At 34.9% G+C, this 24,969-nt stretch carries 24 protein-coding genes and 1 tRNA gene; 6 read left to right on the top strand and 19 right to left on the bottom strand.

The window, feature by feature from the left end; genetic code table 11:
* Window positions 1-97 precede the first annotated feature (97 nt).
* Window positions 98-1,057: an aromatic acid exporter family protein gene (locus IGJ50_RS13800; RefSeq protein ID WP_429950945.1), complete on the bottom strand. Its 960-nt coding sequence runs from the start codon at window positions 1,055-1,057 to the stop codon at window positions 98-100.
* Window positions 1,058-1,173: 116 nt separating this feature from the next.
* Between IGJ50_RS13800 and IGJ50_RS13795 the strand changes: the two genes are divergently transcribed.
* Complete coding sequence (locus IGJ50_RS13795; RefSeq protein WP_429950943.1) at window positions 1,174-1,782, top strand: FUSC family protein; 609 nt, start codon at window positions 1,174-1,176, stop codon at window positions 1,780-1,782.
* A 237-nt stretch (window positions 1,783-2,019) separates the two neighbouring features.
* On the opposite strand, the gene IGJ50_RS13790 is transcribed toward IGJ50_RS13795, so the two are convergent.
* The 4 genes from IGJ50_RS13790 to IGJ50_RS13775 all read right to left on the bottom strand — a co-directional run bounded on the left by IGJ50_RS13790 (window position 2,020) and on the right by IGJ50_RS13775 (window position 8,492).
* Window positions 2,020-3,498 carry a flotillin family protein gene (locus tag IGJ50_RS13790; protein WP_069638525.1) on the bottom strand — a complete coding sequence of 493 codons (1,479 nt, stop codon included), beginning with the start codon at window positions 3,496-3,498 and terminating at the stop codon, window positions 2,020-2,022.
* A gap of 20 nt (window positions 3,499-3,518) precedes the next feature.
* A complete protein-coding gene (locus IGJ50_RS13785; RefSeq protein ID WP_207121797.1) occupies window positions 3,519-4,043 on the bottom strand; it encodes an NfeD family protein in 525 nt (174 codons plus the stop codon).
* A gap of 312 nt (window positions 4,044-4,355) precedes the next feature.
* Entirely contained in the window at window positions 4,356-7,790 is a 3,435-nt protein-coding gene (locus IGJ50_RS13780; RefSeq protein ID WP_429950941.1) for an FtsX-like permease family protein, read from the bottom strand.
* On the bottom strand, window positions 7,791-8,492 hold the full coding sequence (locus IGJ50_RS13775; protein WP_069638528.1) for an ABC transporter ATP-binding protein: 702 nt from the start codon (window positions 8,490-8,492) through the stop codon (window positions 7,791-7,793).
* Between the two features lie 198 nt (window positions 8,493-8,690).
* Here IGJ50_RS13775 and IGJ50_RS13770 point away from each other — a divergent pair, with 198 nt between their 5' ends.
* Both IGJ50_RS13770 and IGJ50_RS13765 read left to right on the top strand, forming a co-directional pair.
* Entirely contained in the window at window positions 8,691-9,359 is a 669-nt protein-coding gene (locus tag IGJ50_RS13770; RefSeq protein WP_069638529.1) for a DNA/RNA non-specific endonuclease, read from the top strand.
* Between the two features lie 26 nt (window positions 9,360-9,385).
* Window positions 9,386-9,766 carry a hypothetical protein gene (locus IGJ50_RS13765; protein WP_429950938.1) on the top strand — a complete coding sequence of 127 codons (381 nt, stop codon included), beginning with the start codon at window positions 9,386-9,388 and terminating at the stop codon, window positions 9,764-9,766.
* Window positions 9,767-9,811: 45 nt separating this feature from the next.
* Here the strand turns inward: IGJ50_RS13765 and nagA are convergent, their stop codons facing one another.
* Window positions 9,812-10,960: an N-acetylglucosamine-6-phosphate deacetylase gene (gene nagA, locus IGJ50_RS13760; protein ID WP_069638531.1), complete on the bottom strand. Its 1,149-nt coding sequence runs from the start codon at window positions 10,958-10,960 to the stop codon at window positions 9,812-9,814.
* A 103-nt stretch (window positions 10,961-11,063) separates the two neighbouring features.
* Window positions 11,064-11,891 (bottom strand): helix-turn-helix domain-containing protein, encoded by an 828-nt coding sequence (locus tag IGJ50_RS13755; protein WP_069638532.1) that lies wholly within the window; start codon window positions 11,889-11,891, stop codon window positions 11,064-11,066.
* Between the two features lie 191 nt (window positions 11,892-12,082).
* On the opposite strand from IGJ50_RS13755, the gene IGJ50_RS13750 reads away from it, so the two are divergent.
* The gene (locus tag IGJ50_RS13750; protein WP_167351657.1) at window positions 12,083-12,259 is read left to right on the top strand and encodes a hypothetical protein; all 177 of its coding nucleotides are present in this window, start codon (window positions 12,083-12,085) and stop codon (window positions 12,257-12,259) included.
* Window positions 12,260-12,381: 122 nt separating this feature from the next.
* Here IGJ50_RS13750 and IGJ50_RS13745 read toward each other — a convergent pair whose 3' ends face one another.
* The 3 genes from IGJ50_RS13745 to IGJ50_RS13735 form a co-directional block, all read right to left on the bottom strand.
* The gene (locus IGJ50_RS13745) at window positions 12,382-13,257 is read right to left on the bottom strand and encodes an IS3 family transposase (RefSeq protein WP_429950983.1); all 876 of its coding nucleotides are present in this window, start codon (window positions 13,255-13,257) and stop codon (window positions 12,382-12,384) included.
* Window positions 13,227-13,802, bottom strand: a complete 576-nt coding sequence (locus IGJ50_RS13740) for a transposase (protein WP_429949255.1) — start codon at window positions 13,800-13,802, stop codon at window positions 13,227-13,229. The genes IGJ50_RS13745 and IGJ50_RS13740 overlap by 31 nt, the downstream gene beginning before the upstream one ends.
* 107 nt (window positions 13,803-13,909) lie before the next feature.
* Entirely contained in the window at window positions 13,910-15,127 is a 1,218-nt protein-coding gene (locus IGJ50_RS13735; protein WP_429950933.1) for a pyridoxal phosphate-dependent aminotransferase, read from the bottom strand.
* Between the two features lie 172 nt (window positions 15,128-15,299).
* On the opposite strand from IGJ50_RS13735, the gene IGJ50_RS13730 reads away from it, so the two are divergent.
* Complete coding sequence (locus IGJ50_RS13730; RefSeq protein WP_429950932.1) at window positions 15,300-15,839, top strand: STM3941 family protein; 540 nt, start codon at window positions 15,300-15,302, stop codon at window positions 15,837-15,839.
* Between the two features lie 50 nt (window positions 15,840-15,889).
* On the opposite strand, the gene IGJ50_RS13725 is transcribed toward IGJ50_RS13730, so the two are convergent.
* Entirely contained in the window at window positions 15,890-17,539 is a 1,650-nt protein-coding gene (locus tag IGJ50_RS13725; RefSeq protein ID WP_429950930.1) for a glycoside hydrolase family 13 protein, read from the bottom strand.
* Window positions 17,540-17,927: 388 nt separating this feature from the next.
* On the bottom strand, window positions 17,928-18,668 hold the full coding sequence (locus IGJ50_RS13720) for a glucose 1-dehydrogenase (protein ID WP_429950928.1): 741 nt from the start codon (window positions 18,666-18,668) through the stop codon (window positions 17,928-17,930).
* A 274-nt stretch (window positions 18,669-18,942) separates the two neighbouring features.
* Here IGJ50_RS13720 and IGJ50_RS13715 point away from each other — a divergent pair, with 274 nt between their 5' ends.
* Entirely contained in the window at window positions 18,943-19,518 is a 576-nt protein-coding gene (locus IGJ50_RS13715) for a hypothetical protein (RefSeq protein WP_429950926.1), read from the top strand.
* Window positions 19,519-19,657: 139 nt separating this feature from the next.
* On the opposite strand, the gene IGJ50_RS13710 is transcribed toward IGJ50_RS13715, so the two are convergent.
* From IGJ50_RS13710 to IGJ50_RS13680, 7 genes are all read right to left on the bottom strand, one after another.
* Entirely contained in the window at window positions 19,658-19,945 is a 288-nt protein-coding gene (locus IGJ50_RS13710; RefSeq protein ID WP_207121278.1) for a hypothetical protein, read from the bottom strand.
* The gene (locus IGJ50_RS13705; protein WP_429950924.1) at window positions 19,938-20,309 is read right to left on the bottom strand and encodes a hypothetical protein; all 372 of its coding nucleotides are present in this window, start codon (window positions 20,307-20,309) and stop codon (window positions 19,938-19,940) included. The genes IGJ50_RS13710 and IGJ50_RS13705 overlap by 8 nt, the downstream gene beginning before the upstream one ends.
* A gap of 6 nt (window positions 20,310-20,315) precedes the next feature.
* Complete coding sequence (locus IGJ50_RS13700) at window positions 20,316-21,590, bottom strand: hypothetical protein (RefSeq protein ID WP_429950923.1); 1,275 nt, start codon at window positions 21,588-21,590, stop codon at window positions 20,316-20,318.
* Window positions 21,583-22,344, bottom strand: a complete 762-nt coding sequence (locus tag IGJ50_RS13695; RefSeq protein ID WP_429950921.1) for a tandem-type lipoprotein — start codon at window positions 22,342-22,344, stop codon at window positions 21,583-21,585. The genes IGJ50_RS13700 and IGJ50_RS13695 overlap by 8 nt, the downstream gene beginning before the upstream one ends.
* A 401-nt stretch (window positions 22,345-22,745) precedes the next feature.
* Window positions 22,746-23,507, bottom strand: coding sequence for a tandem-type lipoprotein (locus IGJ50_RS13690; protein WP_429950919.1), 762 nt, complete (start codon window positions 23,505-23,507; stop codon window positions 22,746-22,748).
* A gap of 453 nt (window positions 23,508-23,960) precedes the next feature.
* Window positions 23,961-24,043 (bottom strand) — tRNA-Leu (locus IGJ50_RS13685).
* A gap of 120 nt (window positions 24,044-24,163) precedes the next feature.
* Window positions 24,164-24,889 (bottom strand): ElyC/SanA/YdcF family protein, encoded by a 726-nt coding sequence (locus IGJ50_RS13680; protein WP_207121283.1) that lies wholly within the window; start codon window positions 24,887-24,889, stop codon window positions 24,164-24,166.
* Window positions 24,890-24,969 lie beyond the last annotated feature (80 nt).

Raw genomic sequence — 24,969 nt, 5'->3', positions numbered from 1 at the left:
GCACCTTGATTTTATAAATACTAGGATTTTTAAATTCCGTAACTAAACTTTAATATTTGCTTTATAAATGACGAATAGACTGTTCCGTTCTTCATTGCTATTTTTCATTTTGATGCTTAGCAAATTCTGCTTTAATCTCTATGAATGTTTGAAATACTTGTAAAAACTGAAATAACTGTGCTCGATTTTCAAACTCATCTCTTGTTTTGGGTAATTCTTTGTTGCGATAAATTTCATACACTTGTGTGATTTTATCTAAGATATCTTTGCCATCGTTATTTTCAGCAAATGTTTCAGCAGTATATTGCAATAGTTCTTGAATATTGCCTACTTGTTCTGGTTCAACGGTAATATTTTCTAAAATTCGCAGCATATCTTTTAAACGATTGCTTTGTAGCCGTCTCATGGTAAAGTATTCAATATAATAGTGATTAGATGCAATCAATTGGTTTTCCGCATGATTTTTTGCCCAATTTTCTCCTGTTTGAATAAACGCTTTTAAATCATCACATTTTTCAAACAGATTGCGCTCTTTACCATGCTGATTTAGATAGGCAGCCATATTGTTTAAAATTTTACGAAACATGGTTTCAATGACTTCTTGATCTTCTTTTAAACGCTTTTCAGTATCTGGCATATAAAGATTCATCAATAAAGCAAAACCAACTCCGATCGCCATCAATAAAAACTCATTGCCAATGATTGACCAAGATAAATCCTTTTCTACTAAATACTGGGACACTAAAACTGAACTTACAACGATCCCGTCTGAAAGCTTGAAGTAAACGGCTCCAGGGATAAATAACAGTAAGTAAACCCCAAATGCAATCGCATTAAAACCTAAAATCGAAAAACAAAGAAACGCAATAATTGTAGCCAAAGCTAAAGAAAGCAGACGATAAAATCCTGTTAATAAAGAAGTTTTTTTTGTATTTGTCACACTCAATACAGAAATGATTCCCGCTGAAGCAGGGTATAATAACCCCAAGCTACTTGCCACGATCATGGACAACGTCGCACTTACCGCGGTTTTTACTGTTCGTAATCCAATTTTCATTTGTTTGCTCCTCATAAAATGTTTAATTCTTTGTATTAATACTAGTAATTTTACCTCTATTTCGGTTATCATGAAATAGAAAACTGATTAAATCTTGATTATAGGAGAGAAAGCTCATGGAAGTCGGTCCTTTTCGTTTGGGTATGCGGACATTGAAAACGGCATTAGCTGTTATGATATGTATTATTTTATTTAAAGTATTGGATAGAGGGGCACCGATGATTGCAGCTCTAGCCGCTGTTTTTTCGCTTCGGCAAGATTTAACAACTAGTCTGACTTTTGGTAAATCCAGGATTCTAGGAAATACCCTAGGTGGCGGTTTAGCTATTGTGTATTTTTTAGTGAAGGATCTTTTTTCTAATGATTTTATGGTAGAATTATTTTTTCTGCCTTTTTTGGTGATAATCGTGATCGTCGTCTCTGATGGTATGAACAATAATTCTGGAATCATTTCTGCGATTGCAACATTGTTATTGATTTCTTTAAGTATACCACAGGGTGAGTCCTTTTATTTTGCTCTATCTAGAGTAATCGATACGTTCATTGGTACGTTTATTGGTATTGGCCTAAATTTCTTTTTCAAACCAAAACCAATCGAAGAAAAACATGAAATCGAGGAAGATCTTGCTGAGCTGGCAAAGAAGGAAAAAGAATTAGAAGAGCTTAAAAAGAAAGTCCAGGAACGTGTTAAAGTCGAAAAAAAAACTGATGAAAATAAAAAATAGAAAAAGCGAGTCTGGGACATAACTCTACGAGTTATCTCTCAGACTCAAGGAATTCGTATAAACGGTGGGAGCAGAAGCAATCACTACGCTTCGATCACATCAAATTCTAAGTGCTAAAGCACTAAGATTTGAAGGCTTCGGAAATAAGCCGAAATTCACAAAAATTTGAAGAGCAGTTTTCGTGAATTCCTTCTTATTTCTCGGGATTAAACACTCCTGTCCCAGCCTCGCTTTTTATTATTCTTTTTCGCTAGATGAATCTTCGCCATAGAAATTCACATTGCTGTTCGTTCCTTTTTTAGAGAAGTTTTCAATCAATTCTTTCACATCTAAGCCGGTTGTTTCTTTTAAAGTTTCTTGTGTTCCCGCTAATAAATTCGTTGCGTAATTGGTAATGCGGTTCGCTCCTGCATTTTCACCGCCGCCTCCTGTATCGACAACAGAGATTTTATCAATGTTGCTAAGTGGTTGGGCAGCTTCTTTCATCAATTGCGGTAACATTTCCATCACCATGCTTAAGACAGCCGCTTCGCCATATTCCTTGAAGGCGTCCGCAATTTTTTGTTTCGCTTCCGCTTCTGCTGCACCGCGAGCTAAAATTGATTCAGCTTCGGCTTGACCTGCTAGTCGAGTTTGGTTTGCTTCCGCTTCTGCTAAGGATTCCACACGGAAACGTTCGGCTTCGGCTTCGGCTACTTCGCGAGCTTTTTGTGCTAACGCTTCTTGTTCTTTCGCATAACGATCAGCATCGGCTTTTTTCTTCACTTCCGAATCGTATTGTTTCTCACGACGAACGATTTCTTTTTCTTCTAATTCAATTTGTTTTTGACGCTCGATGACTTTAACTTCCATCTCTTGGGCAATAACTTCTTGTTGGGCTTTAGCCGTTTCTAGATTGTAAGCTTGGTCGGCTTTGGCTTTAGCGATATCTTGCGCTTCTTTATACGTAGCCAACTTCAATTCTTTTTCTTTAGACGCTTCAGCAATTTCTGTTTGACGTTGTAATTCAGCTTGTTGCGATTCTTTTTCTGCTTCGGCTTTCTTGATACGTGTTTCCTTCCAAGCCTCGGCTTCAGCAATATCTGCATCACGTTTTACTTGTGCAATTCTAGGTTTACCTAAAGAATCCAAATAACCATTTTTATCGCGAACTTCTTTGATAGTGAACGATACGATGATCAAACCCATTTTCGCTAAATCTACACTAGCAACTTCTTGGACGCTTTGGCTAAATTTATCACGATTTTGATAAATTTCTTCTACAGTCATTGAACCTAAGATCGAACGTAAATGCCCCTCTAGTACTTCGCGGGCCTCATTCTCCAATTCTTCACGTGTTTTACCTAAGAATTGTTCTGCAGCTGTTGCTATTTCTTCTACTGAAGAACCGATTTTAATGATCGATGTTCCATCACACATTACAGGAACCCCTTGTTCTGTGTACACCTCGGGAGTTGATACATCCAGCTTACTTGATAGTAGGCTGATCCGGTTTGATCGCTGGAAAACAGGAAGTACAAAAGCTCCTCCACCACGAACAATCTTGATTTTATTACCACTCTCATCTGCATGAACATTTTTACTGCCTAAGTAACTCCCACTAATAATCAATGCTTCATCTGGTTTAGCTGTTTGATATTTTGAAATAAAAACGATCAATAACATCAATAAGATAAATACAACCAGAGCAATTGGTCCCAAAATTCCTAACTCCATTCTCTTCTACCCCTTCTTTTTTATAATTGTAAACTTCCCTTGTAAGGAACCACATAACACACACGCTCTCTGATTTCGATGATCAGCACTTGTTCCCCTTGTTCAATCGGTTGATCTTGAGCCGAATAGAAAGCCGCTGGTCGACTTATCGAACCTGTGACACTCTTTAATTGAATCTCACCCATTCCACCAACTGGAATCGGAGTGATAACAGTTGCTGTATTGCCTTCCATATCTTTTTCAGAAATCGAAATTGTTGCTTCGGCATTTTTCATCGGCATCAGCACATAAAAATTCAAGAAAAAAACTAGTATTGAAGCAATCACACCACTTGCTAAAAATAATAGCAAATGATCCCACTCAAACAATCGTTCTCCTAGATAACCAAATAGCGAAGTAAAAGCCAACCAAGGAATCAACAACATAGGATCGATTGGTCCATCAAAATCAAATATATCTCCAAAAATGACAAGTAAAACAGCAATTACAGCACAAACAATCAAAACATAAAGATAAATCGTTTCAATTGGAATACCTTGGATCATGTTCTCACTTCCTTTCACTTATAGGTCCGTCCTTCAACTCTTAGTGCTTTAGCACTTAGAATTTGTTACGATCGAAACATTCGTGTAGCGTTCGCTATTTCTACATCACTTTGTATCTAGATTTAGTGTCACTTCCCAACTTATTCCACTATCTCCCGAATTTTTTTTGAACGTACTTATATTTTACCAATACTTTGTACAAAATGACAGCAAATCTTAAAATATTAACCGAATGATAGCTCTGTTCTCGCAAAAAAATAAAACGAAACAGCCACAAAGTAAAAGGCTTGTTCGTTTTATTTTTCAAACTATTTATTCATTGGATTTCAACGCTTCGATCATATCAACCTTCATCAGTTTTCGATGCATAAAGATCATCACCAGCAAAGTAAAGAACAATGTGATCAAAGCTGAATAAAGATAACTTAGCCAATGGATCGTTGGTGAAAACATCAGCATATCTACTTCCACTGTTGTTAGCACATAGCTGTGAACAATTTTTCCAAAGAAACAACCAAAAAAGATACCAATTATTGTCAAAATTATATTTTCACGATACACATACATTGTAACCTCTTTATCATAAAAGCCTAAAACTTTGATTGTTGAAAGTTCTCTGATCCGTTCTGAAATATTGATATTTGTTAAATTATATAACACAATAAAAGCCAATAAACCAGAAACCGTGATCAAGACCCACACCACAATATTCAAACTATGAATCGTGTCATCTAAAGCATCACTCGATAGAGATAGAAACGAAACATTTAAAACGTTTTGGTTTTCCATCAATTCTTTTCCAATTTTGTTTTCTACTTTTTCACTAGGCGCTTTGTCAAAAAGTAAAAAGTCTGTATTGTAGCTAGGGGCTTTTTTAAAGATTTTTTCATAATAATCCGGAGACATGTACGCAAAGTGTCCTGTATAATTTTCAGCAATAGCATTGATTTTAAGCTTGTATTCCTGATTTTCACTATTTTTCAAAACAAGTGTGTCACCCGTTTTATAGTGGAATAGATTCGCTAATTTTTCGTTAATGATCACACCATCATTGGTTAGCTGGTACTTTTCACCTGATTGTCGATCATTGAATAAAATAAATTGGTCGATTTCTTTTGGCTTTTCAGGTACATAGATAGAAACATCTTGTTTAGCATTAGACTTTTTCGTAGTTTTTAAAGATTCAGTGTATAACGGCATCGTCTCTTTCAAACCATCGACTTTATCCAATACAGCTTGGTAGTTTTGCTCATTTTTTTCGGATTTATCTTCTTTAAACGTCACGATTGCCTGATAGTGCCAAATTTTATTAAATTGGACATCTACGATATCTGAAATAGAATCTTTTAAACCAAAACCTGTGATGATCAAAGCCATACAGCCTGCTATACCTAAAACGGTCATTAACATTCGTTGTTTATAACGGAACAAATTTCGTGCCGTAACTTTTTGTATAAAACTTAATCGATTCCATATCGGTTTAATCCGCTCCAGCCAGATTCTTTGTCCGGCTTTAGGTGCCTTAGGACGGAGTAAGATCGCAGGTGTACTGAATAAGTCAATTCGTAAAACCACCATCGCAGCGCCTGCCGTACAGATAACCGACACGACTATTCCGATCAGACTATAACTTAAATACCATGGCGTAACAAAATCTGGCACATTGTATAATTGTCCGTACGCATCAAAGATGATCGTTGGGAATAAATAATAGCCAACGAATAATCCTAAAACGGCACCACATAGACTTGCGAATGCTGCATAAACTAAAAATTTAAACGCAATTTCTCCATTTCTATACCCTAATGCTTTGAGGCTACCGATTTCCATCCGTTTTTCCTCAACCATTCGCGTCATTGTTGTTAAACTCACTAATGCTGCAATCAAGAAAAAGAAAATTGGGAAAACAGTTGATAAGGAAGAAATTCGATTGGCATTATCTTCATATTCAGAATAACCAGGATTGTCATCTCTTGTAAAATAATAATAATCAGCCGCTTTTAGGTCTGCTAATTCTTTTTGTTTTTTTTCTAATTCTGTTTTTGCGTCATTTAGTTTTGTTGACGTTTCTGCCTTTTTCTTTTGAAACTCTGCCAACCCTTCTTCGTAGGCTTTTTGCCCTTCATCTATTTTTGCTTGCGCCTCGTTTAATTTTGCTTGACCGTCAATTTTGGACTGTTCCAATTGCGCCCGCCCAGCTGCTAGTTGTTCTTTCCCAGAAGTTAACTGCGCTTCGGCTTGATTGATTTGCGTTTCAGCCACTGCAAGTTGTTGTTGCCCTTCTGTATATTGTGCAATCGATTGATTGATCGTATTGATATTTTGATCAAGGGTTTGTAGACCTTGAGCAACCTGAGCTTGTTGCGACGCTAGATTGGCTAAAGCACCATTGATTGTTCCCATAACAACAGCAATATTGGCTCTTTCAGGTTGAGAGATTAACTGATTAGTCGCGGCAGTGATCTCTCCTGGCGATCCTAAAGCTTGTACAGCTGCTTGTATTTGTGGTGCTGCATCTGCAATACTTTCTGCTAATGTATCATCTGGTACTCGATCTAAAAGAGCAACAGTGGCGGCTAAACTTTGGTAACCATTGACTAACTGATTTAATGATTCGCTCGATCCTGCTAACTCATTCCGTTGTTGTTGTAATCCTGGTAAAGCATTTTGACCTTGCGCAACTTGAGTTTGGGCTTGCGTTAATTCATTTTGCTTTTGTTCAAGTACACTTTTTTGTGTAGCAAGTTCATTTTCACCCGTTATGATTGTTGCTTGATTTGCTACGAGTTCGTTCTCTGCCGCTGCGATTTGTTCCGTGTAGGTCGCTTGTGCTTGTGTTAGTTCTTGCTTGCCTGCTGCTAATTCCTGTTCGCTCGTGTTAAGGTTATTTTCAGCATCTTTCAGCGCGTTTTCCCCATCTGAAATCTCTTTTTGCGCTTTTTCAAATGACGCTTTTGATTCTTGACGAATTTCTTCTGCTCGTTGCTCTGGACGATTTTTTAGTGTTTGTTTGACTGACGTGAGTGCTTTTTGTCGTTTGTCTTTGTACTCTTTGGAATAGCTGTCTAAATCATTTAGACCTTTAAACGATAAAAGAATCTCTGTATAAGCGGAAAGAGCCATATCTTCTTTAGGCACTACAGCAAAAAAATCTAGTGATCCTTTGCCAATTGTCGTATTTCCTCGAGAGGTATTCTCGATATATTCCGGTGATTGCACAAAGCCAACGATTTTAAAGGTTTGTTTTTTTAGTGACTTGTCTTTGTCATCTTCCTTTGAAAGGGTCAGTGTTTCACCTAGTTTATAGTGTCCTCGCGATTGAGCTAAATCATCTAGAACGATTTCGCCACTCTTTTTAGGCATCCGACCTTCAATCACTCGATAATCAATCATTGGCTGCTTTTCATCTAAGTCATAACTAACAAATTTTACTGCTACATTTCGCTCACTGATGGCAATATCCTTTGTGTATCTAGGAAAAACGGTCGCCACATCTTTATCCTGTTTAGCTTGTTCAACATCTTTTTCCGTTAAACCCTGTGTAGAGACAATTCGTGCATCCGGTAGTTTTTGGTTTTGATAATAGTTTGATGCAGTTTGGGTCATGTCCGGTCCTGTTGCTTTTAGTCCGACAAAAACCATGACACCAAGAAAAATGATCCCCATAATTGATATAAACCGGGTTTTTGATTGTTTGATTTCACGAAAACTTGTTTTAAGTAACGCTGTTTTTTTCAATGTAGCCACCTACCATTCTATCTCAGATACAGGTTTTGGTTCATCGTTGATCGTCACACTTCGAACTTTGGCATCATTGATACGGATTACGCGGTCAGCCATTGGGGCAATGGCTGAATTATGTGTGATTATGATGACAGTTGTTCCTGTTTTACGAGCAGTATCTTGTAAGATCGTTAGGATTTGTTTCCCTGTTTCATAGTCTAATGCTCCCGTAGGTTCATCACACAATAATAATTTAGGTCGTTTAGCAATCGCTCTAGCAATCGTTACTCGTTGCTGTTCACCTCCAGATAATTGTGCTGGAAAGTTATCTAGTCGAGCTCCTAAACCAACTGATTGCAGTACTTCTTCTGGATTCAAGGCATTAGAAACGATTTGAGATGCTAGTTCAACATTTTCTTTAGTCGTTAGATTAGGTACTAAGTTGTAGAATTGAAAAACAAAGCCAACGTCATTTCTACGATAGGTAGTCAATTGTTTTTCGTTGAATTTTGCAATATCAGTTCCATCGATTACGATTTGTCCTTCGTCACAAGAATCCATTCCACCTAAAATATTCAACACAGTGGATTTCCCTGCACCACTTGGTCCTAGAATAACAGCAACTTCGCCTTTTTCTACTGAAAAACTGATCCCATCATTTGCAGCGATTGTGGTATCTCCCATATGATATCGTTTATATTCATTTATTACATCTATATAAGCCATTTTTTTCAATCCCCTCTCAAAAGAATTTTATCATAAGAAGACAAACAAGTCCTCTTACAAGTCAAAAGCGTTTTGATTTTTGCTTTTTTTTTCGTATAATAGAGAAATGAGCGTAATCTTAAAGAGGCGCAAAATAAATACTAAATTGTTTTGATTAAATTGATTCCTCTACCATAGTTACTAGTTAGGAGAAAAAATATGGCAAGAAAAAAACAAAAACCGCCTTTTAGTCCGGCAATTATGCTTGTGGCAGTTTTACTTATTTTAGTTTTAGGTGTATTTGGTGTTCAAGTTCCAGACACTATTCAAGAAATGTTTGGTGTTCATACCCAACAGCAATCAAAACCGACCACAACAACGTCTGTCTCTTCAACGAATCCAGGTCCAAAAGAATTGGGACCAGCTACTTTTTCAACAAATGAATTGACAGATAGCAAATCAGGCTGGATTGACTACCACTCTCTAGACTCACTTGGCCGAGCAACAGGCGCTGAAGCTCTATTAAAACCCGCAATGGTGAATACTGGTACCTCTGCAAATAAGGATATTCGGCCACCTGGTTTTATTTCCGGCTTAGATCCGACGAACCATTCTCGAGGACATTTGATTGGACGCCAATTAGGTGGTTCAGGTGATGATGCCAGAAATCTTACCACCCTCTATCAAACACCGGTCAATACACCTTTCATGACAAAATATGAAAATCAAGTTCGTCAAGCTCTCGACAAAGGTGAAACAATTCGTTATCGCGTTACACCGGTTTATGAGGGAACAGAATTGTTATGTAAGCAAATTGATATAGAAGCAAAGGGTTTGAACAAAAATACAACAGTTGATTTTCGCGTGACAATTTTAAATGAAAAATAGCAATTGGCTATGAAGGAGGCAAAATGATGGATTTTCAAAAAGTGAAAAATCAACTAACTATGTATACTCCGCAAAAGTTTTTAACAGCCGTGTTAACGAATGAGCAAGATGAAGATAGTTCAATAATTTTCAGTCAACAATTAGAAAAACAGTTTGAGCAAAATATTCAATACCTTGCCTCTGAAGAAACAATTTCTTCAGAGGATGTCGCTACTTGGAAAAAATCCGAATTCTTAGTCATAGCACAAACAATCGATGGTGATTATATTGCAGGAACTATTCACCAAACATTAGTCATCCCGGCGTCCCTTTATAAAACGGATATAGAAGTTTTCGATTTAAAATTGCCTGATTTTTTCATTGAATACACTAATAATACGTTGAAATCGGCACTGTTACCAAAATAAGCAGAATAAAAAAGATTTCAGCAAAGTTTGCTGAAATCTTTTTTATTAAACACGATAACGTTCTACGCCATCTAAATAAGTTGCTTCTAAGTCCATATTTGGATTCAATACGATAAAATCAGCATCTCGTCCATTCGCTATCAGCCCACACTTATCATCGATTTTACAGCTAATAGCAGGAACCAAAGTTGCCATCATGATTGCTTGTTCAGGTGTCGCAATTTCCCAATCCACAACATTTTTGATAGCTTCTTTTAATTTTAGAATACTACCAGCTAGATTGCCAGACTCTAAGCGAGCAGTCCCATCTTTTACGACCACCGGAAATTCACCCAAGTTATAATCACCGTCTGGCATACCACCAGCCATCATACAATCAGTGATCAATGCTACATGATCATGGCCTGCTTTTTCCATTAAAATATCTGCTGCGTTTGGATGAACATGATGACCATCACAAATCAATTCAGAAAAAACATGCTTTAATGACATCAAAGCACCAACCATGCCCGGCTCACGATGATTTAATCCGCGCATTCCATTGTAAGCATGAACAAAGACACTAGCTCCTGCTTCAACAGCATCCGTTGCTTGCTCTAAAGTTGCATCACTATGTCCTAAAGCAACAACAACGCCTTCATCTGTGACAGCTTTTACAAATTCTTTTACTCCATTACGTTCTGGCGCTAAGGCTATTTTTTTGATCAAGCCGCCGGATGCTTCTTGCCATTCGTTAAAAGTCGCCAAATCTGGATCACCAAAATAACTTGGATTTTGTGCACCTTTATGCTCTTCTGTAAAAAATGGTCCTTCAAAATAAATTCCTTGGACTTTTGCTCCTGGAACTTCTTGATACACACCACCAATGGTCTTAGCAACATCCTTCAAACGTTCCTTACTTGAAGTTAGAGTCGTAGGTAAAAATGAGGTAACACCACAAGAGAGCAGCCCTTCAGACATAACTTTTAATCCGTCTGCATCACTGTCCATCACATCATGATTCATATAACCATGAATATGCGTATCTACTAAACCAGGTGCGATCCATTTTCCTTCTTCTTTAATTATTTTAGCCTCATTGTCGGGAACCTCTTTATAAAAATCCCCAAATAGACCATCTGTGATTTCTAAATAGCCAGGTCCTTTTACATCACTTTTTAAAAAGAACTTTTCAGCAAAGATAAACGTTCTCATCTTCATCCTTCTTTCTTTAATTTTCTACTTTAAACGTACTCTTAAAATCAGTCAAAGTCAAGAATGGTGTAGACCTTTTCTAAAAAAATTTACTTAACTTTCTTTAGATTCTAATCGTCTCAATGCGACGGATTTGTTCGGATAAAGTTTGGTATTCTTCTGCTTTTTCTGTACTTCCTTTAACATGCATCAACTGACTTTTCAGCTGAAATAACTCACTTAAATAGTAGTAACTATTTTTATGCCTCGACCAAACAATTCCTTGATCGATATAAATTTGCGCTTCTTCTAAACGATTTTGATCAGTTAGAAATTTGGAATAGTTATAAAATATCTTTGTCAATTCAGCTGTTACGCGTCCGTTAGGTAATTTATGAAAATAATGAATGCTCAATTTTAAGTATTTTTCTGCTTCGGTGATTTTCCCAATACTGCTATAGGTACTTCCAATACAGCTAATCACTTGAATTTCAAAATCTGATAAATTAACTTTATTGGCTTGATAAGTATAAGAAAGTCCTTTTTTCAAGTCGATGATTGCCTGCTCATAATCATTACAAAGATAAAATTTGCAGCTACCTAAATAATAATAGTAGCGTTGCCAATCTGTATCTAAATGTAATCGCTCTTCGATTTGAGTGTCTTTCATATACGTCATGATTTTTTTATATTCTTTATGGCGAAAATAATCAGCTATCTTTTCAAATATCTGCGTGATCAATCGAACTTCATCCGATTTGAACTGCATAATTTGATCCATCGTCACACCTAAGCGCTGACAAATCTGCTGCATCACTACTACATTTGGTAACTCTTCATTATTTTCGATTCTGCTCAATACACTTTGTGAACAAATGTCTTCTGATAACATTTTTTGTGTTAATTTTCTATTCTTACGAATTTCCTTAATAACTGCTCCAAAAGAATCCATGCCTTCACTCCTAAACCGATTTCATTTATCTTTCAATAGTAAAAAGTCGTGTTCTATGAAAAAATCAAAATATGCGAATTCGCATTATGCATTTATTGTACTTTAATGCATAATATACTGCAAGAACATTACCTACTACTAGACCGAAACGATTTAAAATAATTTTACTTTACAAATAAGGGGTGTTACTCATGACACAGGAGAAACGAATTAGCTTTAGTTGGGATAAAAATAGTTACATGGGCTATGTCGAAAAAGAATATGAAAATGCTTATTTGGTTGTTGTTTCGGACCCCAGTCCGGATATGGAAGAAAAATATACAAATCGTATGGTAATTAGTAAAAAAGATTGTCAAACGACAGAATAATCTAATTTTTTAGACTTATTTTGATTATTGCATTCTTACAAAAAGAGTGACTCAAATGTAGTGACCCCAAAAAGTTAGACTTTTTTCGGAGTAGAGAAATCTACTCCGTTTTTTATTCGTTATTAAGCTGCTTTACTTTCGGCTATTCGAAACTGTACAGGACTTTTCCAGTTCAGTTTCTTTTTCATTCGTTCGTTGTTGTAATAATAGATATAGTTATCAATTGCCATTTTTAGTTCTTCAAAACCAGAATAGGTTTTCCCGTGATAAATTTCTTGTTTTAAAAGACTAAAGAAGTTCTCCATGATTGAGTTATCTAGACAATTGCCTTTTCGAGACATACTTTGAAAAATGTTCTGTTTCTTCAGTTTATAGCTGTAAGCTTTCATTTGATACGCCCAACCTTGATCTGAGTGAAAGGTGCGACGATAAGGACAATCATTCGTCAGTCTGATTGCTTCTTCTAATCCTTCCATTATTGCCAGTGCATTTGGTTTTTCTGAGATACGATAAGAAAGAATTTCACTATTATACATATCCATAAAAGGATCTAAGTATAACTTTCTTTGACGAATGATTCCTTTGGGATCACAATCAAAATACTTTAATTCTGTTGTATCTGTCGTTATTTTTTGATGACAAACACTCGTGTAAAAGCGACGTTGGATTCGGTTCTTGGCAATCGTTCCAACTTTTCCACGATACGAGCTATAGCGACGGGATTTCCGTGTATAAGAGCGGACTTCAATCCTTAGCTTTCGAATTAAGCGTTGAACTTTCTTTTTATTCACGTGGAATCCTCGGCTCCTTAGTTCGTTCGTCATTCGTAAACAGCCGTAATCTTTATGCTTTTGACGAATATGAAGCATCTCTGTTTCAATTTCCTGATTTGGATTTTTTCGGTCAAATCGTTTTTGCCAATATATAAAGGTTGATTTAGAAAAATTCAATGCTTCAAGAAGCTCAACTAATTTGAACTGTCCTCGGAGGCTTGCGATGATTCGCGCGATTGATTCACTCGTCGTTGTTGAGCTTCCTGTTTTCGCAGCTTCCTCAGTTCTTTTAAAAAGGCATTTTCAATTTGAAGAGTACGAACCTGCTTTTCTAATTCTTTGATGCGATTCTGTTCTTCTAGCGTTTCTTTCATTAAATGCTTCTTTGTCTGTTCTTCTTTTTTTTGCACGGTAGATAGACGCCCTTTCTCTTTTGAGAGCCCATCGATTCCTTCTTTTCGGAATTTTCGCATCCAGTTGGCAATAAGAGTTGGATTATTCATTTCAAGAATATTGGCAACTTCACGATAGGAGAGCTCACTTGTTTGATATAACTCTATCGCATTTAGCTTGAATTGAACAGAATAATTCTGATTTTGACGTTTTCGTAAAAGACCTTCTTCACCAAATTCTTGATAAGCATTGATCCACCTATGGACTTGTTCCGCCGCTTTAACCCCATGCTTATTTGCTAAAGCTTGTATTCCTCCTTTCCCTACCAGATATTCTTGAACAATTTTTAGTTTAAGTTCAAAGCTATATTTAGACATAAAAATACCGACCTCCAAAAAATTAGATTTTTGGTCTAACTTTTTGGGGTCGGTTCAAAAGCTTTCCAGTTTTGAGTCACTCTTTTTCTATTCAAATGTCATCCGTTTTATTTTTGCTTATACGTACTTAAAAACTCTCGCATTTTTTTCGTTGTAAATTTCAAGTCTTCCATTTTTGGTAAATAGACGATTCTAAAATGATCTGGCTGTGTCCAGTTAAATCCACCACCATGTACCAGCAAGATATGATGCTCATGAAGAAAATCTAAAACAAATTTTTCGTCGTCATAGATATTAAATCGAGCGGTATCGATTTTAGGAAATATATAAAAAGCGGCTTTTGGTTTTACAGCTGAAAGTCCTGGAATATCATTGATCGCATTGTAGATATACTCCCGTTGCTCATAAATCCTTCCACCTGGCAGTAATAGATCATCGACACTTTGGTAACCGCCTAAAGCTGTTTGAATAATTTGTTGTGACAATACATTAGAGCATAAACGCATCGAAGCTAACATATTCAATCCTTCGATATATCCTTTGACATGTTTCTTATTGCCGCTCATTACCATCCAACCACAACGGAACCCAGCAACTCTATGTGATTTAGATAACCCATTTAGTGTAACTACAAACAAATCAGGAGCGAGTGTAGCAATTGGAATATGTGTTAAGCCATCCATCACTAAACGATCATAAATTTCATCTGAGAAGATGATCAAATCATTTTGTCTTGCCACTTCAACGATTTGTTCCAAGATTTCTTTCGGATACAATGCTCCTGTTGGATTATTTGGATTAATCAAAACAATTGCTTTTGTATTAGTTGTCACTTTCTCTTTGATATCTGCGATATCTGGATACCATTCTGATTGTTCATCACAAATATAATGAACAGGATTTCCACCAGCTAATGAAACCGAAGCCGTCCATAAAGGGTAATCTGGCATTGGTACTAGCACTTCATCCCCATTGTTCAACAGTCCTTGCATGCACATTGAAATTAGTTCACTTACGCCGTTGCCTGTATAAATATCATTGATTGTCACATTAGGAAATCCTTTGACTTGGCAATACTGCTCAATTGCTTTACGGGCCGAGAAAATTCCTTTTGAATCCGAATACCCTTCTGAATTACGAACATTCATGATCATATCGCGGACTACTTCATTTGGTGCATCAAAACCAAACGGAGCGGGATTACCGGTATTAAGTTTCAAAATACGAATGCCCTCTTCATGCATTCTGTCCGCTTCTTCTAAAACCGGACCACGCACATCATAACTGACACCATCAAGTTTATTAGATTTCTCAAAATTTCTCATACAGTATCCCTCATTTTCAAAATTTATATCTTTAAAGTTACGCTACGTACAAAAAAAAAGCAATGAAAAATTAGCAATTTTCTAAAAATTTTTTCCCATTTTCTTTCAGCTCGATTTTTCAACTGAAATTTATGCTATGATAAATAGGAAAAAGTTATTAAAGGAGCGTACTATGAAAGAAGAATTTGTTGTGTATCGAAGTAAAGGAAAACAGTTTTTATTGGTTATGTTAGCGATTATGATGACTATTGTATCTATTTTCTTGATTTTTACTAAGGATTTTGAAATCGATTTTTTAGGCTCAAGTTCTACTTATATTATTACGTTGATTGGCATAATCGGCGTTACTTTATTTGGTTTTTTTTCTATCTATTCTATAAAGCAATTATTTTCGGAAAAGCCAGTTGTCGTCTTAACAAAACAAGGTTTTTATGATTATTCTAGTGCTATGGCTACAAAAGATCATTTGATTCCTTGGGACGACGTCTCTGATATCGGTATTTTTACTATTTCTGGTCAAAATTTCATCACGATTAGACTTAAAAATAGAGAAGCATTCTTAGCGTCGTTAAGTCCAATCGCACGAAAAGCCACCCAAGCAAACTTAAAGTTAGGTTCATATGAAATCAACATCACAATGCAAAGTGCTAAGGACGTTTCTTTAGAGGAATTACTTGAACGAATGTTTACGTTTCTTGAAGCAACTGAATAAAAGCGAGTGTAAAACAAAAATAAAATTCACTTTTGTTTTACACTCGCTTTTTATTTGTGTTTATATACCCTTGCTTCATATGGAGCAAACATTGTGTGTTGGTGAATCGGATGATCATCTAAATTACACAATTGCAGCACCCAGTCTTCAATCTGAACATTGTCTGGTAAATCAGCCGAAGCAAATTCATTGGATAAATTGATGATGACAACATATCGTTCATCAGCTAAATAACGACCATACACAAAAAGCTGAGGGTGGTCAGGCAAATATAATGTATATCCACCATAAATTAATGCGTCGCTATGATTTCTCAGCTGAATTACTTCTTTATAAAAATTTATAACAGATGCTGGATCTGTTAATTCATCCAACACATTGATCACTTGCTTATTTGGGTTGATCACCATCCATGGCTCTCTTTTTGAGAAACCAGCGTATTCTTCTGCTGTCCACTGCATGGGTGTTCTTGCATTATCTCTAGCCGTTTTACGAATCACATTCATCGCTTTTTGCGGTGTAACCCCAGCTTGAATCATTTCATGATAAAAGTTTTTAGTATCAACTGCATCGATATCATCGATCGAAGCAAATGGCATATTGGTCATTCCAATTTCTTGCCCTTGATAAATAAACGGGGTTCCCTGCAACAAAAGAAACGTTAAAGCTAACGCTTTAGCAGACGCTTGCCAGAAAACGGCCTCCTCACTGCCAAAACTAGATACTGAGCGTGGAATATCATGATTTTCCATATAAAGAGCGTTCCAGCCTTTTCCATCTGCTAAGGCATTTTGCCAAGCAGTGAGCGCTTGTTTAAACTGGATAACATCTAAGCCTTCTTGTTCCTCTTTGTTCCAGAGAGAAATGTGGTCAAATTCAAAAAGCATATTGAAATACCCTTCTGACTCGCCTACCCAGTTATGCGCTTCAGCCGCACTTACGCCATTGGCTTCTCCTACTGTTAGAATGTCCCTTTTTTTAAAAATATTCCTTAACTCTTCTAAATGTGTTTCAATTCCTGGAACATTTTTAAATACCGCAAAAGGATCTTCCGTTAAGCTTGTTGTAAATGGCGCCTTTTTAATATGAGAAATAGCATCGACACGAAATCCATCGATTCCTTTATCTAACCACCAATTGACCATAGTAAATAAATCTCTTTTGACACGAGGATTTTCCCAATTCAGATCGGGCTGTTCCTTGGCAAAAACATGGAGATAATACTGCTTAGTTGTTTCATCATATTCCCAAGCAGATCCTCCAAAAATAGATAACCAATCATTTGGCGGTCCATCTATTGTACCATCTGCCCAAATATAGTAGTCTCGATAATCATCTTTTACAGAAGATCTTGATTCAATAAACCAAGAGTGTTGATTAGAAGTATGATTAATCACTAAATCCATGATTACCTTGATTCCATATTCGTGGGCTTCTGATAACAATAAATCAAATTCTTCCATTTTACCAAATAGTCCCATAATGTTTTGATAGTCACTGATATCATAGCCATTGTCCACATTAGGAGATTCGTAAATAGGGGTAATCCAGATAAAACCAATGCCCAAATCCTTGAGATAATCTAGTTTTGAACGAATCCCATTTAAATCACCGATCCCATCGTTATTTGTATCCATAAAACTAGCCGGATAGATCTGATATCCAACAGCTTCCTTCCACCATGTTCGTTTGATTACCATATCATACCCTCCTAACTATATTTTCTTCATTATATAAGATGTATAGAAAAAACGTATCTGAAATGCACACAACGGCAATGCCTTTAGATAAATTTATAGTTCACTCTTTTAAAGAAAAAACTTGAGTCTGGGAAATAACTCTACGAGTTATCTCTCAGACTCAAGGAATCCGAATAACCGGTGGGAGCAGGAAGCAACTCCTTCGGAAATATGTTGATATTGTACAGTACTTACTTGGTCACAAAAATTTGAAGAACAACAATTAGGAATCAGCTCGCATCGAAATTGAAAATTCCGTGTTCTTGTCATTTTCGTAAATTTCCTCTTATTTCTTGGAGTTAAACACTTCTGTCTAAGCCTCAAGTTACAATTGAATAAAATCTAATGATTAAGCTAAAATCCCACCATCTGCTATAAATTCACTGCCTGTTGAATAGGAAGAATCATCCGAAGCTAAAAATAAAACTAATTTTGAAATTTCCTTTGGCTCTGCCATTCTTTTCATAGGAATTGTTTGTTCGAATTGTTCAATAGCTTTTTTTTGTTCTCCAGTCGCTTGGGTCACCATTGGTGTGATAACGCCGCCTGGATGAACAGAATTTACTCGAATATTCTTATCTGCAAATTCTAACGCAGCACATTTTGTTAGTCCCCTAACTGCAAATTTCGAACTGACGTAACCGTAACCGCCAATACTCCCTTCAAATCCTTCAATCGAAGATATATCAATAATCGAAGCAGAACGACTTTTTTCCATAAGTGATACAGCTGTCTTCATTCCTAAAAAGACAGATAATTGATTAATCTCTATCGTTCTCATAAATTCTTCTTGACTGGTATTGATCAATTCATTAAATACACTAATTCCTGCATTATTAACAAGAATATCTAAAACACCTTTTTCTTTTTCAATTTGCTCTATTGCAGCTTGCCATTGCTCTTCTTTGGTAACATCTAAATGCAGAAAATGGGCCTTGTCTCCTAACGCAGCAGCGGTCTTACTTCCTTTTTCGTCATCAATGTCTGCAATATAAACGGTCGCACCTTCCTTGCTGAATAAGGTAGCATGTTCTTTCCCCATCCCCATTGAAGCACCAGTGATCAACGCAATTTTGCCTTCTAATCTCATTAAATAATCCTCCAATCCTAAAATAGAATAAAACTAAAAATGTCAAAAAACATTTACACTCATTATAACGCTAAATATACTTTTGTAAATGGTTCTTAGCTACTATTAGACAAAATAAAAAATACTCTTTAGCCAAGACTATTTTAATCTGTAATCATTTTAATTGGAATGACATACTGTGTAATCTTTCTACTATATAAAAAAGAGTATAATGTAATTAATTGATGAAAAATATTTAGTTTTTTAACTATACGTCGTATTTGGAGGATCAGAAATGTATCACTTACTCTACTCTATTGAAAATGCTATAAAAAATTTAGTTCGAACAAAAGAATTACTTTTTACTATACTTATCATTTTTTTAATTGGTTCTTTTACTTTTACAAGTTACTACTTATTCAGTCTTTTTAATTCTTGGAAAAACATGCTGATGAATGAAGATAATTTTATTACATTGATTCCTGTTAATATTTTTCATTTTTTAATTGCTATTATCTTTTTTACGTCATTTCTTTTTTTGATTTTCTATACCAGAAATGCTTTTCGTTCATTTTTCTTCATGCAAAAAGATGATATTCGCACTATGAGTTTTATTGGGCTTCCTTTTTCTATCCTGAGTTTTGAATTTGCCATTCAACCTGTCATTTGTTTAAGTATACTTTTACCACTATCTGCTGTTGTTGGAAAAATAATCGTTAATCAATTTATTTCAGATTTTATGAGTACTCTTGAGTTAAATTTAACTCAATTAAATGATTTGTTTTTTATTATTTTACTAATCTTCTTCTCTTGTGTGGTTATATTTTTTTCAACATTCTTCTTTATTCGACGAATGATAGAGCAGGTGTAGTATTAGTTGTAGCACACTATGTTACCTTGTCTTATTTCTTAATGGATAAAAAAGAACCTTGATCTTGATTATCTGGTTGTTGCGTATTACATCACACTCTTTTCTAAACGATACAAAAAAATGATGAACTTTTAGAAGCTCATCGTTTTCCTTCTTCTGTGATAGTTGTTAGTTTTTTTGAGGTATTTTCAAACGTTGTCTTTACTTTTGTTACCCACGCCCCTTTAGCTGAGGATTGAAAGTTTGAAATATAGTTTGCACTACTATTTTTTAATCGTTCTACTCTAGCTTGTCCCATGCTTTTAACTAGTTGCTTTTTCGTTTCTGCCGTTTGAACACATGGCGGAGCAACCATGCCACGTATCAGTGCTTTTTCCAATTCTTTTCTTAATCTTTTTAACTCCATTTTCATTTTTTCACTACTCATTTTCTTTTTTTCTCTCCTTCTCTTTTAAAAGAGTAAGTTCATCTTCTATTAATCGGGTTTGTTTCTTATAATGAATCGTATTTTCTTCTTGTTTATCTTCTAATTCTTTCATTGTTTGATTAACAACCCTATCCCCATCATCTTTGCATTGTTCTAACAGATGGTATACTCTACTCATATTTACTGGTTCACTATATTCTGCTTGCTGATAATGATAGCAATAATTTTCTGAAAGATTTTCTAACTCACGACCAAACTTTTGTTTTTCATAGAACACTTCTTCTAACTCATCTTCAATCTTTCTTTGGCTCTTTTCATACTCTGATTCTAAATCTGCTAGTTGATTTATATATGTTCTTTCCATAAATATTTATCCCCTTATTTGTTGGGCTAACTCTTGGTCTGTTTCTACTTGTTTGTTGATAGATGTTTGTATTTGCCCGATTAATTCATGATATTCTTGTTGAATTGCAGTGAGTTCTGAAATCTTTTGTTCAAATTCTTCTTTTGGTTCTATTCGGACAAATGGTTCTGTTGCTCCACCTGCATTTAAAGAATCAACTACTTCGCCTTGAACTAATGTGGCCCCCACAGAATCTCCCATTTTGACTGTATTCGTCCATAACTTATCAAAATCTTTCTTTGCTTCTTGATACATTTTTTTGATATCATCTATCTCAATTTGCAGTGTATCTCTCATTCCTTTAGTTAAAATCAATGCTTCAGATGCATCTAAATAAATTTCCTCTGAGGCAGATAATCCTCCTCCACTTTTCAAGAATTTTAAACGTAAATTTACTAGGTCATTCAATTGTTTGCTTGTATTATCATGAACTTTTTTTATAGCAATATTGATTTTGTTTAAGTTTGGTGTATGTTGACGAATAAATTCTTGTTCTTTTTTTGTCAAAAATCCCGTAATATCATGCGGTTTTCCGTTTTTTAACACGTAAATTTTCCCAGGATACAAACTTGAGTTTCCTATCCCAGCAATGTTATTTAAAATATCTTTTTCTGAAACAAAATAGATAACTTCTCCTTTATATCCTTTTAATAAATTTTCTAGCTCATTTACATTGGCTAGCGCCCTCGGTGTAGGTATTCCTACTAACATATTCATTAGAGGTGCAGAGTTATAAAGGACAATATGGGGTACTCCATGAGACATTCCCATAATTGCTCCATTTCGACCGCCCAGAGAATGACCTGTAACTGTTCCTACATCATACCCAGCTGCCTTTAAGTCATTCATAAATGTATGACTTGCGTTAAAATATGAAGAAGAGGGGCCATCCCCTTCTAAAGCAATATTAACCCACTGCGCTCTATCTTTGTTTTCATCTTGTTTTCCATTTTCCCCATTTGTTCCTGCAAAACCTACAACTACCTTTCCAGTATTGTTATCTAGAAAAGCTACACCACTTGAACTTGTTTTAGGGTCGTAGAATGAGTCTACATAGTCTAAATTTGATGGAAATTTCCCCTTCTTTTTTAAATTTTTAATTTGCGTTTTAATTTTTTTAGGTGGCACTTTATGGAAGTGTGCATTCTCAACTTCATAAGCTATCGTGGATATCGCACTAGTATTTTCACTATTACTATTTAACTTTTCTATTTTATCCTTATTAAATTCATAACTATCCATTTATGATGTCCTCCTGTGATAGCGGTTGAAAATCAATTGAATCACTAAAAAATATATCAATTTTCTTATCAAAAGTGAACTCTATTTCCTTATATCCTACAGAACTTCCATCTAAATCTCCTCTTCCCTTTAATAATAGAGTTGGAGCTTTTTCTGTTGAAATATCATATCTTTCTCGTAATGATTCAACATTTTTATCAGTATTTGTTAATTGATATTCTAATTCGTACATTGGTACTTCTGAATTATACATTTTCCGCAGATTTTTATAAGTATCTAACTTAGAAAAATTTCCATATTGAACAAAGAATTGAAAATTATAGATTTTTTCTTTCAAATTGGCATCATTAGTATCTTTTACTAGATGGAAACCTCGTCCATCATACATAACTGGATATCTTTTTTCTTCTGTATTTTTACTTAACTCATTCCATGTTGTATCGGTATAATAATATCCCTTCGCTGTTTTAGTATTGCGATTCATTCGTAAAACCATTCCTTCTGTAACTAATCCTGAATCTTCCGATTCACTAATAGACATACTGGAATGCAGTAACCAAACGCCCATATCATCCTTAGCGAATTCATCATCTCGATAGCCTTCCATATCATAAAAACTCTCTAAATTCGGTGTTGGATACATTGCTAATACTTTATCAAAACTTTGTTCAATTTCTGCTTTATTTTTTGTTTCACATCCAGTTAATCCACTCATTATAATTAGTCCTCCTATAAATAAATATAATTTTTTCAAAATATTTTCTCCTCCTTGACAGGATGAAATTTATTTACACCTTAATCAATATTTATTTTACCAAAACTAGACTGTAATAGATAGTTATATATTACATTTTCGTTATTTAATTTTAAATAATGTTACTGATTTATGGATAAAAAAGAGAAAGTTTGTTTTGCAACTGATTATCTCCTATATTAATATTTTGATATTATACTAACTTATTAACTACTTCTTGCACTGCAATAGTGCATTATCAATAGCCAACTGATTAGCATATACTAAATTATAGACTTCTAGCAGTTAGCTTTTATTTACTGTTGCAATTTCTGCTACTTGCTCTTCAACTTCTTGTTTTGTTTCAGTATCAAAGGTTATTGACATACCTACATTTTCGGCAAATGAATTTGAATTTATAATCACTCATTTATGATATCCTCCTGCGAGACAGGTTGGAAATCTATAGAATCTGTGAAAAATATGCTTAACTTCTTATCAAATCTAAATTCTAACTGTTTATAGCCAATTGAATTACCTTCTAAGTCCCCAGTTCCTTTCAGCAATAAAGTAGGAGATTTATCCGTAACAATATCGTACTTACTTCTCAATGCTTGAACATTTGAATCTTCATTCATTAATTGATATTCTAATTCATAAAATGGAACTTCTGGATTATACATTTTTTTTATATTTTTATATTTATCTAATTTATCAAAGTTTCCATACTGAACAAAGAACTTGAATTTTTCAACCTTCTTTTTAGTTTCTTCTCCTTGGACATCTCCTAATAAATGAAAACCACTATCATCATATATAACTGGATACTTTTCTTTCTCAATAGGCTTACTTAAATCATTAGAAGTTTTTCTAGTATAATAAAATCCTTTTGCTTTTCTTGTATTTCTATTGATTCTTAGTAACATGCCTTCTGTGAATAAACCTCCTTCTTCTGTTTTACTCAATGAAAAGTCAGAATTTAACACCCAAACTCCCTTATCAACTTTATCAAATTCATCATCTCGGTACCCTTCCATATCGTAGAAACTTTCCAGATTTGGTGTTGGATATATTGCTAATATTTTATCAAAACTTTGTTCAATTTCCGCTTTATTTTTTGTTTCACAACCAGTTAATCCACTCATTATAATTAGTTCTCCTAAAAATAAATATAATTTTTTCAAAATATTATCTCCTTCTGAACAGGATGAAACTTATTTAAACCTTAATCAATATTTATTTTACCAAAAGCAGATATATATAGATAGTTATATATGATATTTTCGTTATTTAATTTTATATAATGTTACTGATTTATGAATAAAAAAGAGATAGTATGCTTTTAAACTTACTATCTCTTACATCAATATTATACTAGCTTATTAATTGCTTATTTTCAGGCGATAATGACATTATTAATAGCCTACTGATTAACATATACTAAATTATAGACTTCTAGCAGTTGGCTTCTATTTACTTGCTACTTACTCCTCAACTTCTTATTTTGTTTCAGTATCAAAGGTTATTGACATACCTATATTTTCTATAAATCATTGTTTCACTAGGTGCATCAGAACTTTTATACAGTTGTAAAAAAAGTGGTAAACCTTATTATAACAAGGTTTACCACTGAACTATGCGGCCAAGAAGACTCGAACTTCCACGGGGTTGCCCCCACCAGCCCCTCAAGCTGGCGCGTCTGCCATTCCGCCATGACCGCATAAGATACTTCATAATAGCTATCTTAATCTATGATAAAATAGGTCCTTCATTTTGTCAATATTTCAATAAGGAGATGATGCTTTTTCTTTTAAATGACTGCTTAATAAGCTTTGATCGCCTATCTCTGATATTCATAATCATAAACTTGACATAATTTTTCGTAGGACTGATTGACGCTTTCTGGGATTTCAATTGCATCAATATAGTTAGCCCCGTTAGGTCCATAACCAAATTCGTCATTTCTTAGTCGAGGAATCTCACCTAAAACTAAAGACAGAAAATACTCTTTACTCCACAATCCGTTCAGCTGATCGTCTTCGAATAGAAGCGGATCAGAAAATGATTGAATGAATGGTACGATCGGCACATAATTGGTAAAGAGCGTATCAGTGTTTTGCCATTCTTTTTCAAAAGTTGCTTTGATTCTTCTTTGTAATAATGGATCTTGCAACAGCAAAACCTTCTTAGGATTTAAACCAGCAGCTTTTATTATATTTAGTGAAAAAACAGCATTTTCACCTGAATTGGTTGATGTCTGCTCTGTTAAAAATAACATCTTATCTAAACCGTACTTTAACTTAAAGTATTCTAAGTACATCTCAGTTTCACTAGCAGCCGCTAACTTAATTCCCTTACGTTGGAAATTGTGACGCAAAAATGGCGTAGCATGACCAATGCCTCCAACTAACATAACAGCAGACACCATTTCTTGTTTATATAAATGGATCAGCTCATCTGCTAAATAAGGTAAACTATTTCCAGCTAGAATGGCCAAATCATATTTCCCAGTTACTTTTTCTTTAGCTGACAGAAAGTTGATAACCGTATTCCAATGTGTGATCATCTCAATTCCCTACCTTTTTTACTTGTTTCTATAGTAATACCGCCTTATCTGCTAAAAGAAAAGACGGTATAGTCTAGCTA

This window comes from Enterococcus sp. AZ101 (assembly GCF_050499005.1).
Classification (GTDB): Bacteria; Bacillota; Bacilli; order Lactobacillales; family Enterococcaceae; genus Enterococcus_L; species Enterococcus_L ureilyticus.
This window is presented reverse-complemented; position numbering and strand designations above follow the sequence as displayed.

Excerpts from the sequence above, each read along its gene's own strand:
- IGJ50_RS13735 (WP_429950933.1), bottom strand. The coding sequence starts at position 15,127 with ATGAGAAATTTTGAGAAATCTAATAAACTTGATGGTGTCAGTTATGAT.
- IGJ50_RS13700 (WP_429950923.1), bottom strand. The coding sequence starts at position 21,590 with ATGGATAGTTATGAATTTAATAAGGATAAAATAGAAAAGTTAAATAGT.
- IGJ50_RS13710 (WP_207121278.1), bottom strand. The coding sequence starts at position 19,945 with ATGAGTAGTGAAAAAATGAAAATGGAGTTAAAAAGATTAAGAAAAGAA.
- IGJ50_RS13770 (WP_069638529.1), top strand. The coding sequence starts at position 8,691 with ATGGCAAGAAAAAAACAAAAACCGCCTTTTAGTCCGGCAATTATGCTT.
- IGJ50_RS13730 (WP_429950932.1), top strand. The coding sequence starts at position 15,300 with ATGAAAGAAGAATTTGTTGTGTATCGAAGTAAAGGAAAACAGTTTTTA.
- IGJ50_RS13715 (WP_429950926.1), top strand. The coding sequence starts at position 18,943 with ATGTATCACTTACTCTACTCTATTGAAAATGCTATAAAAAATTTAGTT.
- IGJ50_RS13800 (WP_429950945.1), bottom strand. The coding sequence starts at position 1,057 with ATGAAAATTGGATTACGAACAGTAAAAACCGCGGTAAGTGCGACGTTG.
- IGJ50_RS13790 (WP_069638525.1), bottom strand. The coding sequence starts at position 3,498 with ATGGAGTTAGGAATTTTGGGACCAATTGCTCTGGTTGTATTTATCTTA.
- IGJ50_RS13705 (WP_429950924.1), bottom strand. The coding sequence starts at position 20,309 with ATGGAAAGAACATATATAAATCAACTAGCAGATTTAGAATCAGAGTAT.
- IGJ50_RS13765 (WP_429950938.1), top strand. The coding sequence starts at position 9,386 with ATGGATTTTCAAAAAGTGAAAAATCAACTAACTATGTATACTCCGCAA.
- IGJ50_RS13755 (WP_069638532.1), bottom strand. The coding sequence starts at position 11,891 with ATGGATTCTTTTGGAGCAGTTATTAAGGAAATTCGTAAGAATAGAAAA.
- IGJ50_RS13775 (WP_069638528.1), bottom strand. The coding sequence starts at position 8,492 with ATGGCTTATATAGATGTAATAAATGAATATAAACGATATCATATGGGA.
- IGJ50_RS13750 (WP_167351657.1), top strand. The coding sequence starts at position 12,083 with ATGACACAGGAGAAACGAATTAGCTTTAGTTGGGATAAAAATAGTTAC.
- IGJ50_RS13795 (WP_429950943.1), top strand. The coding sequence starts at position 1,174 with ATGGAAGTCGGTCCTTTTCGTTTGGGTATGCGGACATTGAAAACGGCA.
- IGJ50_RS13725 (WP_429950930.1), bottom strand. The coding sequence starts at position 17,539 with ATGGTAATCAAACGAACATGGTGGAAGGAAGCTGTTGGATATCAGATC.
- IGJ50_RS13720 (WP_429950928.1), bottom strand. The coding sequence starts at position 18,668 with ATGAGATTAGAAGGCAAAATTGCGTTGATCACTGGTGCTTCAATGGGG.
- IGJ50_RS13680 (WP_207121283.1), bottom strand. The coding sequence starts at position 24,889 with ATGATCACACATTGGAATACGGTTATCAACTTTCTGTCAGCTAAAGAA.
- IGJ50_RS13785 (WP_207121797.1), bottom strand. The coding sequence starts at position 4,043 with ATGATCCAAGGTATTCCAATTGAAACGATTTATCTTTATGTTTTGATT.
- nagA (WP_069638531.1), bottom strand. The coding sequence starts at position 10,960 with ATGAGAACGTTTATCTTTGCTGAAAAGTTCTTTTTAAAAAGTGATGTA.
- IGJ50_RS13740 (WP_429949255.1), bottom strand. The coding sequence starts at position 13,802 with ATGTCTAAATATAGCTTTGAACTTAAACTAAAAATTGTTCAAGAATAT.